The following is a 15,322-nucleotide window of genomic DNA, read 5'->3' on the forward strand; positions in this document are numbered from 1 at the left end:
GTAATCTCCTGGTGGGGCGGGCGGCCGGTTGCCGTCCATGGATGAAGCTTAGGTAAGTACCGACCAGTCGAGAATCCCGTGATTCTGCACTTCATCATTGCAGAAGTTGAAATAATGGGCCGCTTTAGCTCCGGCCCCTCGGCGCCCTGGCTGAAAAGTGTTCAGATAACCTGAAAACACTTACAATCGTCTGATGCTGACCAAGTCATACACGCTCACCGAACAGGTCGCCGGCAAGCTGGCGTCCGACATTGCCGCCGGTGTTTATCCGGTAGGCACCAAGCTGCCCGCCGGCCGGGCGCTGGCGCAGCTTTACGGGGTGAGCGCGGCGGTCATCCGTGAAGTCACCGAACGCCTGCGCGCCCAGGGCTTGGTGGAAAGCCGGCAGGGTGCGGGCTGCACCGTGGTCTCGCGCACTGCCAGCGGGGGCTTTCAGGTGCCTGGCTGCACGGCGCTCGATCGCGTGCAGCTGGCCAGCGTCTATGAACTGCGCATGGAGCTCGAAGGCGGGGCGGCGTCCCTGGCCGCCGTGAGGCGCAGCGACGCCGACCTGGCCAAGATGGCCGCATGCCTTGCCACCCTGGCAAACCCCGCCAGCCACGCCGACGAACAAGGCGTCGAGTCCGACATAGGCTTTCATGCCGCCGTGGCCGTGGCCACTCACAACAGTTACTACCAACAGTTGCTGCAATACCTGAACCTGCAGTTGCGCGCAGCCGTGCGCATCGCGCGGGAGCACACGCAGCAGCATCAGGCGGACATGGTCGATGCCGTGCACCAGGAGCACGTCGCGGTCTACGAAGCCATTGCCGCGCGCGACGCCGAACGGGCGCGCGCGGCCGCCGTGCTGCATTTACGGCGCGCCGCGGCGCGCATGCGGCTTGATTTTTCCTCAATCCATTCCCGGTCCATGCCATGACTTCCATTGATTTCCCGCAGCGCCTGGTGCAGGCGCTGGGCACCGATACTGTGCTTACCGCCCCCGACGACATCGCGCCCTGGCTGACCGACTGGCGGGGCCTGTACCAGGGGCGTGCACAGGCGGTGGTGCGCCCTCGCACGACCGAAGAAGTCGCGCAATGCCTGGCCCTGTGCCAGAAAGCCGGCGTACCCGTGGTGCCGCGTGGCGGCAATACGGGCATGTGCGGCGGCGCCACGCCCGATCAGACGCCCGCGAACGTGGTGCTGTCGCTGGACCGCATGAACGTGGTGCGCTCAGTCGACACCATTGCCAACACCATGGTCGCCGAAGCGGGATGCATCCTGGGCAACCTTCGGCGCGCGGCCGACGAGGCGGGGCGGCTGCTGCCCCTCAGCCTCGCGGCCGAAGACTCGTGCCAGATCGGCGGCAACGTATCCACCAACGCCGGGGGCGTCAATGTCGTGCGGTATGGCATGACGCGCGAACTGGTGCTGGGCATCGAAGCCGTATTGCCCAACGGCGAGATCTTCAATGGCCTGCGCACGCTGCGCAAAGACAACACCGGCTATGACCTGAAGCAGCTGCTGATCGGTGCCGAAGGCACGCTGGGGGTGATCACGGCCGTGGCATTGCGGCTGTTTCCGCGTACAGGCGTGCGCTCGGTCGTGCTGGCCGCGGTGCAGTCGCCGGCACAGGCGCTGCAGTTGTTCCAGCTGGTTTACGAGCAGTGCGGGCCGCGGCTGCAGGCCTACGAATTCTTCACCGGCCAGTGCCTGGATCTGGTGCTGGCACATGCCCAGGGGGTGCAGGAGCCGTTCTCCCAGCGCTACCCCGGCTATGTCCTGATGGAATTGGCCGATACGGCCGACGAAGCCGCGCTGAACGCGCTGCTCGAAAATGTGGTGGGTGACGCGCTCGAGCGCGAACTCTGCCTCGATGCCGCCGTGTCGGCTTCACTGGCGCAGCTGCAGGCGATGTGGAAACTGCGCGAAGAAATTTCCGAGGCGCAGCGGGCCGACGGCCCTCACCTGAAGCACGATATTTCCCTGCCTATCGAGCGCATTCCCGAATTCATGGAAACCGCCGAAGCGCGCCTGCGCGTGTCGCATGGCGACGTCCGGCCTTTTATCTTCGGCCATTTCGGTGACGGCAACCTGCACTACAACCTGTCGCGTCCGGCCGGCGCGCCGCGTGAATGGGCCGCGCAGAATGGCGAGGCCATCACCGATATCGTGCTGGATGAAGTCAATCGCTATGGCGGCAGTATCAGCGCCGAGCATGGCATCGGGCAGCTCAAGCGCGATCATTTCCTGCATAGCAAGAATCCGCTCGAACTGCGCCTGATGCGCGAAATCAAGCGCGTGCTCGACCCGGCGGGCATTCTCAACCCGGGCAAGTTGCTGTAGGCGCACGCCGGCCGGCCGCGGCCAGCCCCTGCCTTGGCGAGGGACGCGGCGGCAGTGTGCGGACGATCCCATTCATTGACCTCAAGGAAAAGACTATGCATGCGAACTTCATCAACGGCGCCTGGGTAGAAGGCGTCGGCATCCGCAACAATATCAACCCGTCCAACCTGGCCGACGTGGTGGGCGAATATGCGCAGGCTGACGCCGCGCAGACGGCACAGGCCATCGCTGCGGCGCATGCCGCCGCCTACGACTGGGCCCGCACCACCGGCCAGCGCCGCGCCGACATTCTCGACGCCGTGGGCAACGAGATCCTGGCCCGCAAGGAAGAGCTGGGCCGCTTGCTGTCGCGCGAAGAAGGCAAGACCTTGCCGGAAGGCATCGGCGAGGCCTCCCGCGCCGGCTACATTTTCAAGTTCTTCGCGGGCGAGGCCCTGCGCATCCAGGGCGAAAAGCTGCCCATGACACGTCCGGGCATCGAGGCCGATGTCACCCGCGAACCCGTCGGGGTGGTCGGCATCATTGCGCCGTGGAACTTCCCCATCGCTATTCCCGCCTGGAAGATCGCGCCGGCCCTGGCATACGGCAACACCGTCGTGTTCAAGCCCGCCGACCTGGTGCCCGGCAGTGCCTGGGCCCTGGCCGAGATCCTCAGCCGCGCAGGCCTGCCGCCGGGTGTGTTCAATCTGGTCATGGGGCGCGGCGGCGTGGTGGGCCAGGCCATTCTCGAAGACAAGCGCGTCGACGCGATCAGCTTCACCGGATCTGTGGCGACCGGCCGTCGCGTTGCCCAGGCCGCCATCACCCGCATGGCCAAAGTGCAGCTGGAAATGGGCGGCAAGAATCCCATGGTGGTGCTTGACGACGCCGATCTGAAAGTGGCGGTCGAAAGCTGCGTGAACGGCGCGTTCTTTTCCACCGGACAGCGTTGCACGGCGTCCAGCCGCCTGATCGTGCAGAAAGGCATCTACCCGCGCTTTGTCGCGGCCGTACAAGAGCGCCTGCAGGGCCTGAAGATCGACGACGCGCTGCTGCCCGGCACCGACATCGGACCCGTCGTCGATGAAAGCCAGCTGGCGCAGAACCAGGAGTACGTGCAGATCGGCCGTGATGAAGGCGCAAAGCTCGCGTACGGCGGCGAACGCGTCAAGCGCGCCACCGATGGCTTCTACATGACGCCGGCCTTGTTTGTCGACTGCAGCAATGACCTGCGCATCAGCCGCGAAGAGATCTTCGGACCGGTGGCCGCCGTCATTCCGGCCGACTCGTTCGAGCATGCGCTGGAACTCGCCAACGATACCGAGTTCGGCCTGTCGGCGGGCATCTGCACCACCTCATTGAAATTCGCCACGCAGTTCAAGCGTGATTCGCAGGCGGGCATGGTGATGGTCAACTGCCCCACGGCGGGTGTCGACTACCACGTGCCGTTCGGCGGCCGCAAAGGGTCCAGCTACGGGCCGCGCGAACAGGGTCGTTACGCGGCTGAGTTCTACACCACGGTCAAGACGGCCTACACCGCGGCGTAAGGGGGCGGGGCGGCCGGCGTGGCCGCCCCGATCCGGCGCTGCTGGCGCCTCGCCGTTCAGGTCTGGTGGTAGATCTCCGCGCCCTTCTTCACGAATTCCACGGCCTTCTCCTGCATGCCCTTCTGCAAGGCTTCCTGTTCGGCCACGCCTTGCGCGGCGGCGTAGTCGCGCACGTCCTGCGTGATCTTCATGCTGCAGAAGTGCGGGCCGCACATCGAGCAGAAGTGCGCCACCTTCATCGAGTCCTTGGGCAGCGTCTCGTCGTGGAACTCCTTGGCGGTGTCCGGGTCCAGCCCGAGGTTGAACTGGTCATCCCAACGGAACTCGAAGCGCGCCTTCGACAGCGCGTTGTCGCGTATGGCCGCGCCAGGGTGGCCCTTCGCCAGGTCGGCGGCGTGCGCAGCGATCTTGTACGTGATGATGCCGTCTTTCACGTCTTTCTTGTTAGGCAGCCCCAGGTGCTCTTTGGGGGTCACATAACAGAGCATGGCGGTGCCGTACCAGCCGATCAGCGCAGCGCCGATACCCGACGTGATGTGGTCGTAGCCGGGTGCGATATCCGTGGTCAGCGGGCCCAGCGTGTAGAACGGCGCCTCGTGGCAGTGTTCCAGCTGCAGGTCCATGTTTTCTTTGATCATGTGCATGGGCACGTGGCCCGGGCCTTCGATCATGACCTGCACGTCGTGCTTCCAGGCCACCTGCGTGAGCTCGCCCAGCGTCTTCAGCTCGGCGAACTGCGCTTCGTCGTTGGCGTCGTATCCCGACCCCGGACGCAAGCCGTCGCCCAGCGAGAAGCTCACGTCGTATGCCTTCATGATCTCGCAGATTTCTTCGAAGCGCTCGTACAGGAAGCTCTCTTTGTGGTGCGCCAGGCACCATTTGGCCATGATAGAACCGCCGCGCGACACAATGCCGGTCATGCGGTCGGCGGTCATGGGAATGAAGGGCAGCCGCACGCCCGCGTGAATGGTGAAGTAGTCCACGCCCTGCTCGGCTTGCTCGATCAGCGTGTCGCGGAATATCTCCCAGGTCAGTTCTTCCGCCTTGCCGTCGACTTTTTCCAGCGCCTGGTAGATCGGCACCGTGCCGATAGGCACCGGGGAATTGCGCACGATCCATTCACGGGTCTCATGGATGTGCTTGCCGGTAGACAGGTCCATGACTGTGTCTCCGCCCCAGCGTATGGCCCAGGTCATTTTCTCGACCTCTTCGCCGATGCCCGAGCTGACCGCCGAGTTGCCGATGTTGGCGTTGATCTTCACCAGGAAGTTGCGGCCTATGGCCATCGGTTCCACTTCGGGGTGATTGATGTTGGCCGGAATGATGGCGCGTCCGCGGGCCACTTCGTCACGCACGAATTCGGGCGTGATGACGGCGGGTATGGCGGCTCCAAAAGATTGTCCGGGATGCTGGCGCAGCAGGCGCCGGGCCAGCTTCTCGCCGTCGGGTCCGCTTGCGCGCAGGGTTTCTATGTAATGTTCGCGGCGCAGGTTCTCGCGTATGGCCACGAATTCCATTTCCGGCGTGACGATGCCGCGGCGCGCGTAGTGCATCTGCGAGACGTTGGCGCCCGCCTTCGCGCGGCGCGGCGGCCGTTGGAGGTCAAAGCGCATGGCCGTCAGTTTCGGGTCGGTCAGGCGCGAGCGGCCGTATTCGCTGGTCGGGCCGTCCAGTACTTCGGTGTCGCCGCGTTCTTCGATCCAGGCCTTGCGCAGCGCGGGCAGCCCACGCCGTATGTCGATGCGCACGTCCGGGTCGGTGTAGGGGCCGCTCGTGTCGTACACGGTCAGGGGCGGATTCTTCTCGCCGCCGAACATGGTGGGCGTGTCGTCCTGCGAAATTTCGCGAAATGGCACGCGCAGATCCGGCCGGGAGCCGGTTTCATACACTTTGCGGGACTTGGGCAGCGGCGCGACGGCGGCGGCATCGACTTCGGCCGTGGCTGCCAGGAACTTCGGATTGGCGTTCATGGAAAGCTCCAATGATGAGTTTGGAGCCGAATCGGGATGGATTCCGGGCCTGGTCGGCCGAGGCGCTACAGACACGGAATACGCTCCCAGCATCGGCATTATCCGTACTGGTACGAAGGGACTCTCTCAACACGCTGGCCCGGAGGGCCCGCGAGTACCCCTGCGTGAACCCGGAGTATAGGCCGTATTACCGCTTTACATCTGTACACGCTTGGGGCTACCGGATAGCGCCGCAGACCTGTACACTTTTTTGTAACGCCGGGAAGCACGACGCCTGGCACGCCAGCCCCCAGTCATTGAAGAAGGAATTCCTATGCAAACCTCCGTACGTAAACTGGCTCCGGCTCTTGCAGTCATGACGCTCGTGCTCGCGGGTTGCCAAACCGCGCAGCAGAAAGACTCCAGCGCTGCCGCGGCCCAGCAGCAGCAACAGCAGCAACAGCCGCAGGCCGGGCAGCAGGCCACGGCGTCGGTGATTGAGTTCTACGTGGCGCAGGCCCAGACCGGGCCCGGCCTGATGGAAGTGAAGGTTCCCGATGGTTCGCTGTTCATGCAGCGGCAGCCGGTGCTTACCCGTGGCGACCTCACCGAGGCAGCCGCCCTGGTCGACCGCGAAGGCCAGAACTTCGTGGGACTGCGTTTCACGGAAGAAGGCGCGCGCAAACTCAACGACGTCAGCGGCCAGAATATCGGCAACATGCTCGCCCTGGTCATCGACCGCGAGCTGGTGGCCGCCCCTCGCATCGCCGAACCCCTGAACCGCGGCGTGCTGGCTTTCAGCGTGTCGTCGGCCCAGGTCGCTTCTGAAATCGCTGCCAAGATCCGTGGCGATCAACCTGCTCCGGCCAACGGCGCGGGCGCGGTTCCTCCTTCCCCGGCGTCGCCGGCCGCCCCGGCCTCCCGGGCCCCTTAAGGGCAGGCACCCCAGGCTCCGGCACAGGAGCCTGGCACCGCACGCCTCGTGGGCCCAATCCGGCCCGACCAGACCGCCCGCGCCATCGCGCCGGCTGCGCCCGGGCAGCGCCCCGGCCCGGCGCCAAAACGCGAGCGTCGCTACACCGAGCACGCAGGCCGGCCGTGCCGTCCGCTTGCGAGAGCGCGCGCCGGCGGCCCGGCGACCTGTCAGCCGCGGCGCTTGCGCGACTTGCCGTCGGTGTAAGTACGCAGGTAGCTGTCCACCATCATGCGCAGCCACTTGTCGAGTTCCCGGCGATCGTTGGCGGGCAGGGCATGGATCTGCGATGGCGTCACGCTGGGAAATGGCCAGGACGCGGGAGGGCGCCGGTCTGCGCGCGCCTCGCCTTCCATCAGCGTGCTGGCGCCTCGCGTGTCCGGTACGTCATAAACGTCGCGCCTGTCCATCGGCCCTTTGCCCGTCTCCAGCCAATCGAGCTCGACGCGCAGCACACTGGCTATCTTGCGAAACGATCGGCTGGAACGGCGTTCGCCGCTCTCATAACTGGCAATAGTGCTTTGAGACAGGCCGCAGGCCCGCGCCAGCGTTTCCTGGGTATGCTGGCGCAGCGTTCGGGCGTGCTTCAGTCGGTCCGAAAATGTCTTCACCGGCCGATTGAACCGTGGGCGTGCATCACTTTGGCGATCACCATTATCACTTTGGTGATATTTGAGGCGCGCCATGCAAGACACGATCGAAGCCATCGTCATTCAAGGCGGAAGCACCGCCCGACGTCCACAGCTTTCCCGCGCTCTGGCAGGCAAAGGCTGGCTGGTGCGCGACTGTTCGCCCGGGCAGCTCGGCGAATTGGCTGCGGCGCGCGCGCCCGACGTGCTGGTGCTCGAAGGCCCGGCCGACGCCCTCTCGACGCTGACACGTGCCGCCCGCAAGGCTGCGGCTGGCGCCGCCCTGATCGTCCTGGCCGCCGACGTCGAACTCGAATCGCGCATCCGGGCGCTGGACGCCGGTGCCGACGCCACCTGCCCCCTGCACATCGACGTGCGCGAACTGGCGGGCCTGGGACGGTCGCTGGCGCGCATGCGGCAATGCCCCCCCATGTCGTCGGGGCAGGCCCAGCCGGCCTGGCAACTGGTGGACGGCGGCCGGGTGCTGGCCGGGCCGCAGGGCGAACGCCTGCCTCTCACCTTTTCTGAAAGTGCCTTCTTTCTGCGTCTGCTGCAGGCGCCGGGCCATCGGCTGTCGCGCGAACAACTGGTTCCGGCCGCGCTTGCCGGCGCCCGGCAATCGGCCCGCAGCGTGGATGTCCTGGTGTCGCGCCTGCGCGCCAAGGCGCAGCGCCAGGGTGTGCAACTGCCCCTGTTGGCAGTAAGGCAGTGGGGCTACATCCTGCTGATCGATGGCGCCCCCTCCGACGCCTGACCAGCGGCGGCTGCCACGGACGCCGGCCATCTGCTCGCAGTTCCTGGCCCAGTGGTGCCGCACGTGCCGGCACGCCAGCCCGGATCGGCGCCCGGCTGCGTAGGCCCGGGCGAGCCTACACCACGACCAGATTGTCGCGGTGCATCAGTTCGGGGTCGGTCATGCTGCCCAGTATGTGTGCGATTTGCGACGAGGGTTGGCGCAGGATGCGCCGCGTATCGGCGGCCGAGTAATTGATCAGGCCGCGCGCGCATTCATTGCCCTGCGCGTCGACGCAGGCCACGACATCGCCGCGCCCGAACTCGCCCTGGACGTCCACGACGCCTATGGGCAGCAGGCTCTTGCCTTCATGCAGCAGGGCACGCACAGCCCCGTCGTCGAGCACCACCCGGCCGCGCAGGCGAAGGTGGTCGGCCAGCCATTGCTTGCGAGCAGACCATACGGGCAGCACTGCCTGCAGTTCCGTGCCGATGCATTCGCCCTGGGCCAGGCGCGTCAATACGTTGCGTTCGCGGCCCGATGCAATGACCGTATGCGCGCCGCTGTGCGCGGCCCGTTTGGCCGCCAGGATCTTGGTCAGCATGCCGCCTGTGCCGATGCCCGTGCCCGCGCCGCCCGCCATGGCTTCCAGCGCCGGGTCGCCTGCCTGGGCGTGCGCCACGAACACGGCCGCGGGGTTCTTGCGTGGGTCGGAATCGTACAGGCCGCGCTGGTCGGTCAGGATGACCAGGGCGTCGGCCTCTATCAGGTTGGTCACCAGGGCGCCGAGGGTATCGTTGTCGCCCAGGCGAATCTCGTCGGTGACCACGGTGTCGTTTTCATTGACGATAGGCACCACGCCCAGCCGCAGCAGCGCGAAGATCGTGCTGCGGGCGTTCAGGTAGCGGTGGCGGTCGGCAAGGTCTTCGTGTGTCAGCAGAATCTGCGCCGTGCGCAGGCCGTGCTCGGCGAACGCGGCCTCATAGGCCTGACACAGCCCCATCTGGCCCACCGCCGCGGCCGCCTGAAGTTCGTGCATGACCGACGGGCGCTTGTGCCAGCCCAGGCGCGCCATGCCTTCGGCGATGGCGCCGCTGGACACCAGCACCACCTGCTTGCCTTGTTGGCGCAGCGCGGCGATCTGGGCCGCCCAGTGGGCCACGGCGGCGCGATCCAGGCCGCGCCCTTCGTTGGTAACCAGAGACGAGCCGACCTTCGCCACCAGTCGGGTGGCAGAGGCGACGACAGAAACAGCGGTAGAGTGGGCAGTCATGGCAATGACCGGGTGTTGCGGTGATCGGGGGCCGCCAGACTGGCAAGCGGCGGCAGACGAGAGTGCGATTATGGCTTATTCGTCGCCGCCACGCGGTGCCGCATCGCTGCGCGTATCATCGAAGCGCGGGTCTTCGGCCACGTGGGTGCCGTCGGCCACATCTTGCGCCAGATGTTCTTTGCGCTGCTCGGCATCCAGGTAGTCCTGCAGGGCCCAGATCAGTTCCTGCGTGCCTTCGCCGTTCAACCCCGATATGCCGAACGCGGGGCCTTGCCAGTCGAACAGTTCAATGAAGCGCTGCCGCGCGTCGTCGGCGTCCGGCACCATGTCGAGCTTGTTCAGCACCAGCCAGCGCGGCTTGGCGGCGAGCTCGGGGTCGTAGCGCCGCAGTTCTTCGACGATGGCGCGAGCATCGGCAACCGCCTGTTCGACGGGATCGGTGTCGGGGTCTGCCGATGAGACGTCGACCATGTGCAGCAGCACGCGGGTGCGCGCCAGGTGCCGCAGGAACAGATGCCCCAGCCCGGCGCCTTCAGAGGCGCCTTCGATCAGGCCGGGAATGTCCGCCACTACGAAGCTGCGCGAAGGCGAGGTGCGCACCACGCCCAGATTGGGATGCAGCGTGGTGAACGGGTAATCGGCCACCTTGGGGCGCGCGTTCGATATGCGGCTGATGAGGGTGGACTTGCCGGCATTGGGCATGCCCAGCAGGCCCACGTCGGCCAGCACCTTCAGTTCAAACCGCAACCGCCGCTGTTCGCCTTCCTTGCCGGGGGTCCACTGGCGCGGGGCGCGGTTGACGCTGGACTTGAAGTGCAGGTTGCCCATGCCGCCCTGGCCGCCGGCGGCCAGGGTCACCTTCTGGCCATGGCGGCTCAGGTCGAACAGCAGTTCGCCAGTATCGGCATCGTGAACCATGGTGCCCACGGGCACGCGCAGCGTGATGTCGGGCGCGGCGGCACCGTACTGGTCGGAGCCGCGGCCGTTTTCGCCGTTCTTGGCCCGATGCAGGCGCGCGTAGCGGAAGTCGATCAGCGTGTTGATGTTGCGATCGGCCACGGCAAAAATGCTGCCGCCGCGTCCGCCATCGCCGCCGTCGGGACCGCCCTTCGGGATGAATTTTTCGCGGCGAAAGCTCGCCACGCCATTCCCGCCTTTACCGGCGATGACTTCGATGGTGGCTTCGTCTACGAATTTCATATGTGATCCTGAAGCAAAAAAGCCCTGCCGCATGCGACAGGGCTTTTGCCGTACGGTTAACGGTAAACCGTTACTCGGCGGCAACCACCGACACGACGTGCTTGTTCAATGCGCCCTTGAAGCCGAATTGAACCTTGCCGTCGACCAGCGCGAACAAGGTGTGATCCTTGCCGATGCCGACGTTGGTGCCGGGGTGGAAACGGGTGCCGCGCTGGCGCACGATGATCGAGCCAGCCGGGATTTGTTGGCCGCCAAAAACCTTGACGCCCAGTCGCTTCGATTCTGAGTCGCGACCGTTACGCGTAGAGCCGCCGCCCTTTTTCTGTGCCATGTTGATAGCTCCTGCTAATCAATACCGGATCAGGTCATCAAGCCGTAATGGCTTCGATGCGGATCTCGGTGTAGTTCTGACGGTGGCCCTGATGCTTCTGGTAGTGCTTGCGCCGACGCATCTTGAAGATCTTGATCTTGTCGTGCCGGCCATGCGCAAGAACCGTTGCCTTGACCACGGCGCCAGCGACGAGAGGAGTGCCAACTTTCAGTTGGTCGCCTTCGCCCACCGACAGGACCTGGTCCAGGGTGATTTCTTGCCCAATGTCAGCAGGTATCTGTTCTACCTTGAGTTTTTCGCCAGCGGCAACGCGATACTGCTTGCCACCGGTTTTTACGACCGCGTACATGGGATAGTTCCTTAGGTTTTACCGCTATGGGTATTACTGCTTGGACGTGAGTCCTGAATCAGCGCCGGGCGCAACGCCCGGGCGGTTACTGCATCGGCATGGCCCCGCAGGCAATACAATTCGGCAGTGCTGCCGGGCTGTATCAGGCGCGACGCGCCGTGCTCTGCAGGGTTGCGTGCACACGAGTGCGCGACGCAAAGCCTATTTCGGTATCGACCGAACCAAAGATTCTAGCGCGCACTTGTGGAAAAGTCAAAAATAGCTTACGGGCCGGGCGCTTAGCGGGAATCGGGGGCCAGAGCCACCCGTGACGCAATGGCCCGGGCGGCGCGCTGCACGCCCTGCGCCACCGCCTGGGCGTGCGAGGCGTCCAGGCGGTCGCCCGGTATCGAGGTGCTGACGGCCACGCGCTTGCCCAGCGCCGTTTCCCCTATATAGGCGGCGTAGCAGTGCAGCCCCTGCGCCACTTCTTCGTGTTCCTGGGCGAGGCCTTCGTTCCTGACCTGGGCCAGTTCGGCCAGCAGCTCGGCGCGATCGGTGCGCGTGCGTTCGCTCAGCGGCGTCAACGCGGATGGCAGCAGGTCGGCCAGTCTGGCATCCGGCAGGCTCGCCAGCAGCGCCTTGCCCAGCGCGCAGGCGTGCGCGGGAAGACGCGACCCGAGTTCGGACACCAGCCGCACCGGTCGGCGGGCATCTTCGCGCGCCAGGTAGACCACCTCGACGCCGTCGAGCACCGCCAGCTGCATGACCTCGTTGTGGCGGTCGACGAATTCACTGGCGGCCGCCCGGAAAGCCGCCTGCAGGCTGTCATGGCGGAGATATGCCGCGCCCAGCGCCATCAGCTCCAGCCCGATGACGTAGCCATCGCCGGCGCGGTCGACCCAGCGCCGCCGCACCAGCGTATCCAGCAGCAAATAGAGCGAACTGCGCGGCATGGCGGTCGCCCGCGCGAGGTCGGCCGCGCGCAGCGGAGCCCGCTGCGCCGCCAGCAGGCGCAGGATTTCATGAGTGCGGCGTATGGCCGGCACGTCATAGTCGGAGTCAGCCATGCGATGCTGTCCAATATGTTGGATGTCAGGGCATTATATTGGACAGTGCCGTGCAGGCTTTCTAGACTGCTGCCGACTGCGGGGCGTTCGTCCCCGACCACCGGAGACTCGCCATGAATTCCACGAACGATTTGCCCGTTGACCTGGATCGCGCCCTGCTGGTGGGCCGCGTGTGGCGCCCTGCGCCGGTGGACGGCCCCAGCGTGGTCGTGGTGCGCCAGGGGCAGGTGGTCGACCTGACCGCGCTCACGCCAACCCTTGCCGACCTGCTGGATCATCCCGACTGCGTCGCCATCGCCCGCGACGGGCAGGGCGAGGCCCTGGGCAGCGTGGCCGACCTGTTGGCGCGCACTTTGGCGGGCGATACCGCGGGGCCGGTGCTGCTGGCGCCTTGCGACCTGCAGCCGGTCAAGGCGGCCGGCGTCACGTTCGCGGTGAGCCTGCTGGAACGGCTGATCGAAGAGCAGGCCGGCGGCGATGCCAGCCAGGCCGAGCAGGTTCGCGCGCGCATTCACACGCTGATCGGCTCCGACCTGTCCCAACTGCAACCCGGTTCGCCACAGGCCATGGCGCTGAAGGCCGAACTGCAATCACGGGGCCAGTGGTCGCAGTACCTGGAAGTCGGCATCGGCCCCGATGCCGAGATTTTCTCCAAGGCGCCACCCATGTCGTCGGTGGGCACCGGAGCCTGGGTAGGCCTGTTGCCCGAATCCGAATGGAACAACCCCGAACCCGAGGTGGTGCTGGCGGTGAACAGCCGCGCGCAAGCCGTGGGAGCGGCGCTGGGCAATGACGTCAACCTGCGCGACGTTGAAGGCCGCAGCGCCTTGCTGTTGACCAAAGCCAAAGACAACAATGGCTCATGCGCAATCGGCCCTTTCGTGCGCCTGTTCGACGAGCACTACACCATCGACGACCTGCGCCAGGACGACGTGTCGCTTCGTATCGAGGGCGAAGACGGGTTCGTGCTGGATGGCGTGAGCCATATGCGCGAAATCAGCCGCGATCCGCTCGACCTGGTGCGCCAGGCCAGTGAATATCATCAGTATCCGGACGGCTTCATGCTGTTCCTGGGCACCATGTTCTCGCCCACGCAGGATCGCGACGGGCAGGGCAGCGGCTTCACTCACCGGCAGGGCGATCTGGTGCGTATCGCCACCCCCCGCCTGGGCGCGTTGGCCAATCGCGTGGGCCTGTGCAATGCCATCGAACCCTGGACATTCGGCGTGCGGGCCCTTTACGCAAATCTGCGCAAGCGCGGGTTGTAGCCCTGCGCAGGCGAATGCTGCCACGCAACCCCGTATAATTCGGCAGACCCCGGGTTCCGGCGCGGCAGGCTCGCGCCGGCGAATCAAAGAGCCACGGGTCGGCTCGCCCTGTCATGTGCCGGATACGTCTTGAATCTCCCTGAGCTGATCGCCCCCATTTCTGATGACATGAAGGCCGTCGACGCGGTTATCCGCGGCCGCCTGGATTCGGAAGTCGTACTCATCCGGACGATTGCCGACTACATCATCGGCGCGGGGGGCAAGCGCATGCGGCCCGCCATGGTCTTGATGATGGCGCGTGCGCTGGGCTACCAGGGCGACCACCACCGTCTGCTGGCCGCCGTGGTCGAATTCATCCATACCGCCACGCTGCTGCACGACGACGTGGTCGACGAATCCGATCTGCGCCGCGGCCGCGACACGGCGAACGCCATGTTCGGCAACGCGGCCAGCGTGCTGGTGGGCGATTACCTGTATTCGCGTTCGTTCGAAATGATGGTCGAAGCGGGATCCATGCGCATCATGCAGATCCTGTCCGAGGCCACTACCGTCATCGCCGAAGGCGAAGTACTGCAGCTGCTCAACGTGCACGACCCTGATGTATCGCAGGAACGCTACCTGCAGGTAGTGCGCTATAAAACCGCAAAGTTGTTCGAAGCGGCCGCGCAGGTGGGGGCGGTGCTGGCCGGCGCCACGCCCGACCAGGAAGCGGCGGCGGCGGCATACGGCCGCCACATCGGCACGGCATTCCAGTTGATCGACGATGTGCTCGATTACAGCGGCGATGCGCATGCCCTGGGCAAGAACGTGGGTGACGACCTGCGCGAGGGCAAACCCACCTTGCCGTTGATACGCGTCATGGAAACCGGTACGCCGGCGCAGCGCGACATGATCCGCACTGCCATCAAGACCGGCGACGCCGATTTCGAGGCAGTCGCCCGGGCCATCCAGGCGACCGACGCCCTGGAACACGCCCGGCAGGCGGCCCTGGCCGAAGCCGATGCGGCCCGAGCGGCCCTGGCGGACCTTCCCATTTCCGTTTATCAAGAATCCCTGTTAGAATTTTGCGCTTTCGCGGTGAATCGAGACCGCTGAAGAAGAAACTGCGGTTCAGTCAGCCATTACAGCGAGCCGTTACTGCGGCGGCAATGCAGCGGCAGCGATGCATTGAGGTTGTAGTGGTGAACCGTGTGTCAATCGGGGCGTAGCTCAGCCTGGTAGAGTACTGCGTTCGGGACGCAGGAGTCGGAGGTTCGAATCCTCTCGCCCCGACCATTAATTTGGTCGCATCCCGAAGCCAGATCAGTCCTTGCACTGATCTGGCTTTTTTATTGCTCGGCTTCCCGGGGGCGCTTCGGGTCGGGCTGCGCCTGGTCTGGCCAAGTTCGGTCGGGCCGCGTCCGGCCGGAACCGGCGCATCGCCGCCGGTGCCCGTTTGGCGCGCGGCCGCCGGCTCGCCCCGCCCCGCCCGGCACGCGCAGCAAGAAGGCACGCGCGCGCGGTGCGTGATCGGCCTCACGTTCGAACCGCCGGCCTGGCGTCGCCCCGCGCCGATCCGGGGCCGGGCGCCTTCAGGCAGGTAGAGGTCACACTGCGGCGGAGCGCGGTGCAGCGGCCATTCCGCCCAGGCCATGCCGAAATCCTCAAGTCGAACCGGCAAAAGGCCTGAGCGCGCAGCGCAACGTTCAACGTCACTTAATATTTGATGTACCTG

14 protein-coding genes and 1 tRNA gene are annotated in these 15,322 nt (G+C 65.6%); 8 read left to right on the forward strand and 7 right to left on the reverse strand.

What is annotated here, in order from left to right; all coding sequences use genetic code 11:
* Positions 1-193: 193 nt before the first annotated feature.
* From ACV17W_RS14960 to ACV17W_RS14970, 3 genes are all read left to right on the forward strand, one after another.
* Positions 194-919, forward strand: a complete 726-nt coding sequence (locus ACV17W_RS14960; RefSeq protein WP_462593118.1) for a FadR/GntR family transcriptional regulator — start codon at positions 194-196, stop codon at positions 917-919.
* Positions 916-2,328: an FAD-binding oxidoreductase gene (locus ACV17W_RS14965; RefSeq protein ID WP_462593119.1), complete on the forward strand. Its 1,413-nt coding sequence runs from the start codon at positions 916-918 to the stop codon at positions 2,326-2,328. Before ACV17W_RS14960 ends, ACV17W_RS14965 begins: the two co-directional genes overlap by 4 nt.
* Before the next feature lie 95 nt (positions 2,329-2,423).
* On the forward strand, positions 2,424-3,854 hold the full coding sequence (locus ACV17W_RS14970; RefSeq protein ID WP_462593120.1) for an aldehyde dehydrogenase family protein: 1,431 nt from the start codon (positions 2,424-2,426) through the stop codon (positions 3,852-3,854).
* 56 nt (positions 3,855-3,910) lie between these two features.
* Here the strand turns inward: ACV17W_RS14970 and thiC are convergent, their stop codons facing one another.
* Positions 3,911-5,824, reverse strand: a complete 1,914-nt coding sequence (gene thiC / locus ACV17W_RS14975) for a phosphomethylpyrimidine synthase ThiC (protein WP_462593121.1) — start codon at positions 5,822-5,824, stop codon at positions 3,911-3,913.
* A gap of 313 nt (positions 5,825-6,137) precedes the next feature.
* On the opposite strand from thiC, the gene ACV17W_RS14980 reads away from it, so the two are divergent.
* Entirely contained in the window at positions 6,138-6,737 is a 600-nt protein-coding gene (locus ACV17W_RS14980; protein ID WP_462593122.1) for a SecDF P1 head subdomain-containing protein, read from the forward strand.
* 209 nt (positions 6,738-6,946) lie between these two features.
* Here ACV17W_RS14980 and ACV17W_RS14985 read toward each other — a convergent pair whose 3' ends face one another.
* Positions 6,947-7,387, reverse strand: a complete 441-nt coding sequence (locus ACV17W_RS14985) for a helix-turn-helix domain-containing protein (protein ID WP_462593123.1) — start codon at positions 7,385-7,387, stop codon at positions 6,947-6,949.
* Between the two features lie 73 nt (positions 7,388-7,460).
* On the opposite strand from ACV17W_RS14985, the gene ACV17W_RS14990 reads away from it, so the two are divergent.
* A complete protein-coding gene (locus tag ACV17W_RS14990; protein WP_462593124.1) occupies positions 7,461-8,159 on the forward strand; it encodes a response regulator transcription factor in 699 nt (232 codons plus the stop codon).
* A gap of 115 nt (positions 8,160-8,274) precedes the next feature.
* On the opposite strand, the gene proB is transcribed toward ACV17W_RS14990, so the two are convergent.
* From proB to ACV17W_RS15015, 5 genes are all read right to left on the reverse strand, one after another.
* A complete protein-coding gene (gene proB / locus ACV17W_RS14995; protein WP_462593125.1) occupies positions 8,275-9,411 on the reverse strand; it encodes a glutamate 5-kinase in 1,137 nt (378 codons plus the stop codon).
* Between the two features lie 75 nt (positions 9,412-9,486).
* Positions 9,487-10,611, reverse strand: a complete 1,125-nt coding sequence (gene obgE / locus ACV17W_RS15000; RefSeq protein ID WP_462593126.1) for a GTPase ObgE — start codon at positions 10,609-10,611, stop codon at positions 9,487-9,489.
* A gap of 70 nt (positions 10,612-10,681) precedes the next feature.
* Complete coding sequence (gene rpmA, locus ACV17W_RS15005) at positions 10,682-10,942, reverse strand: 50S ribosomal protein L27 (protein ID WP_462593127.1); 261 nt, start codon at positions 10,940-10,942, stop codon at positions 10,682-10,684.
* Positions 10,943-10,979: 37 nt separating this feature from the next.
* Positions 10,980-11,291 carry a 50S ribosomal protein L21 gene (rplU, locus tag ACV17W_RS15010; RefSeq protein WP_462593128.1) on the reverse strand — a complete coding sequence of 104 codons (312 nt, stop codon included), beginning with the start codon at positions 11,289-11,291 and terminating at the stop codon, positions 10,980-10,982.
* Between the two features lie 278 nt (positions 11,292-11,569).
* Complete coding sequence (locus tag ACV17W_RS15015) at positions 11,570-12,340, reverse strand: IclR family transcriptional regulator (RefSeq protein ID WP_462593129.1); 771 nt, start codon at positions 12,338-12,340, stop codon at positions 11,570-11,572.
* 113 nt (positions 12,341-12,453) lie between these two features.
* Between ACV17W_RS15015 and ACV17W_RS15020 the strand changes: the two genes are divergently transcribed.
* The 3 genes from ACV17W_RS15020 (at position 12,454) to ACV17W_RS15030 (ending at position 14,883) form a co-directional block, all read left to right on the forward strand.
* On the forward strand, positions 12,454-13,608 hold the full coding sequence (locus tag ACV17W_RS15020; RefSeq protein ID WP_462593130.1) for a fumarylacetoacetate hydrolase family protein: 1,155 nt from the start codon (positions 12,454-12,456) through the stop codon (positions 13,606-13,608).
* Between the two features lie 129 nt (positions 13,609-13,737).
* Positions 13,738-14,703, forward strand: coding sequence for an octaprenyl diphosphate synthase (gene ispB, locus ACV17W_RS15025; protein ID WP_462593131.1), 966 nt, complete (start codon positions 13,738-13,740; stop codon positions 14,701-14,703).
* A 103-nt stretch (positions 14,704-14,806) separates the two neighbouring features.
* Positions 14,807-14,883 (forward strand) — tRNA-Pro (locus ACV17W_RS15030).
* Positions 14,884-15,322: the final 439 nt, after the last annotated feature.

Source organism: Bordetella sp. MIP270_01_BMS (assembly GCF_054958705.1).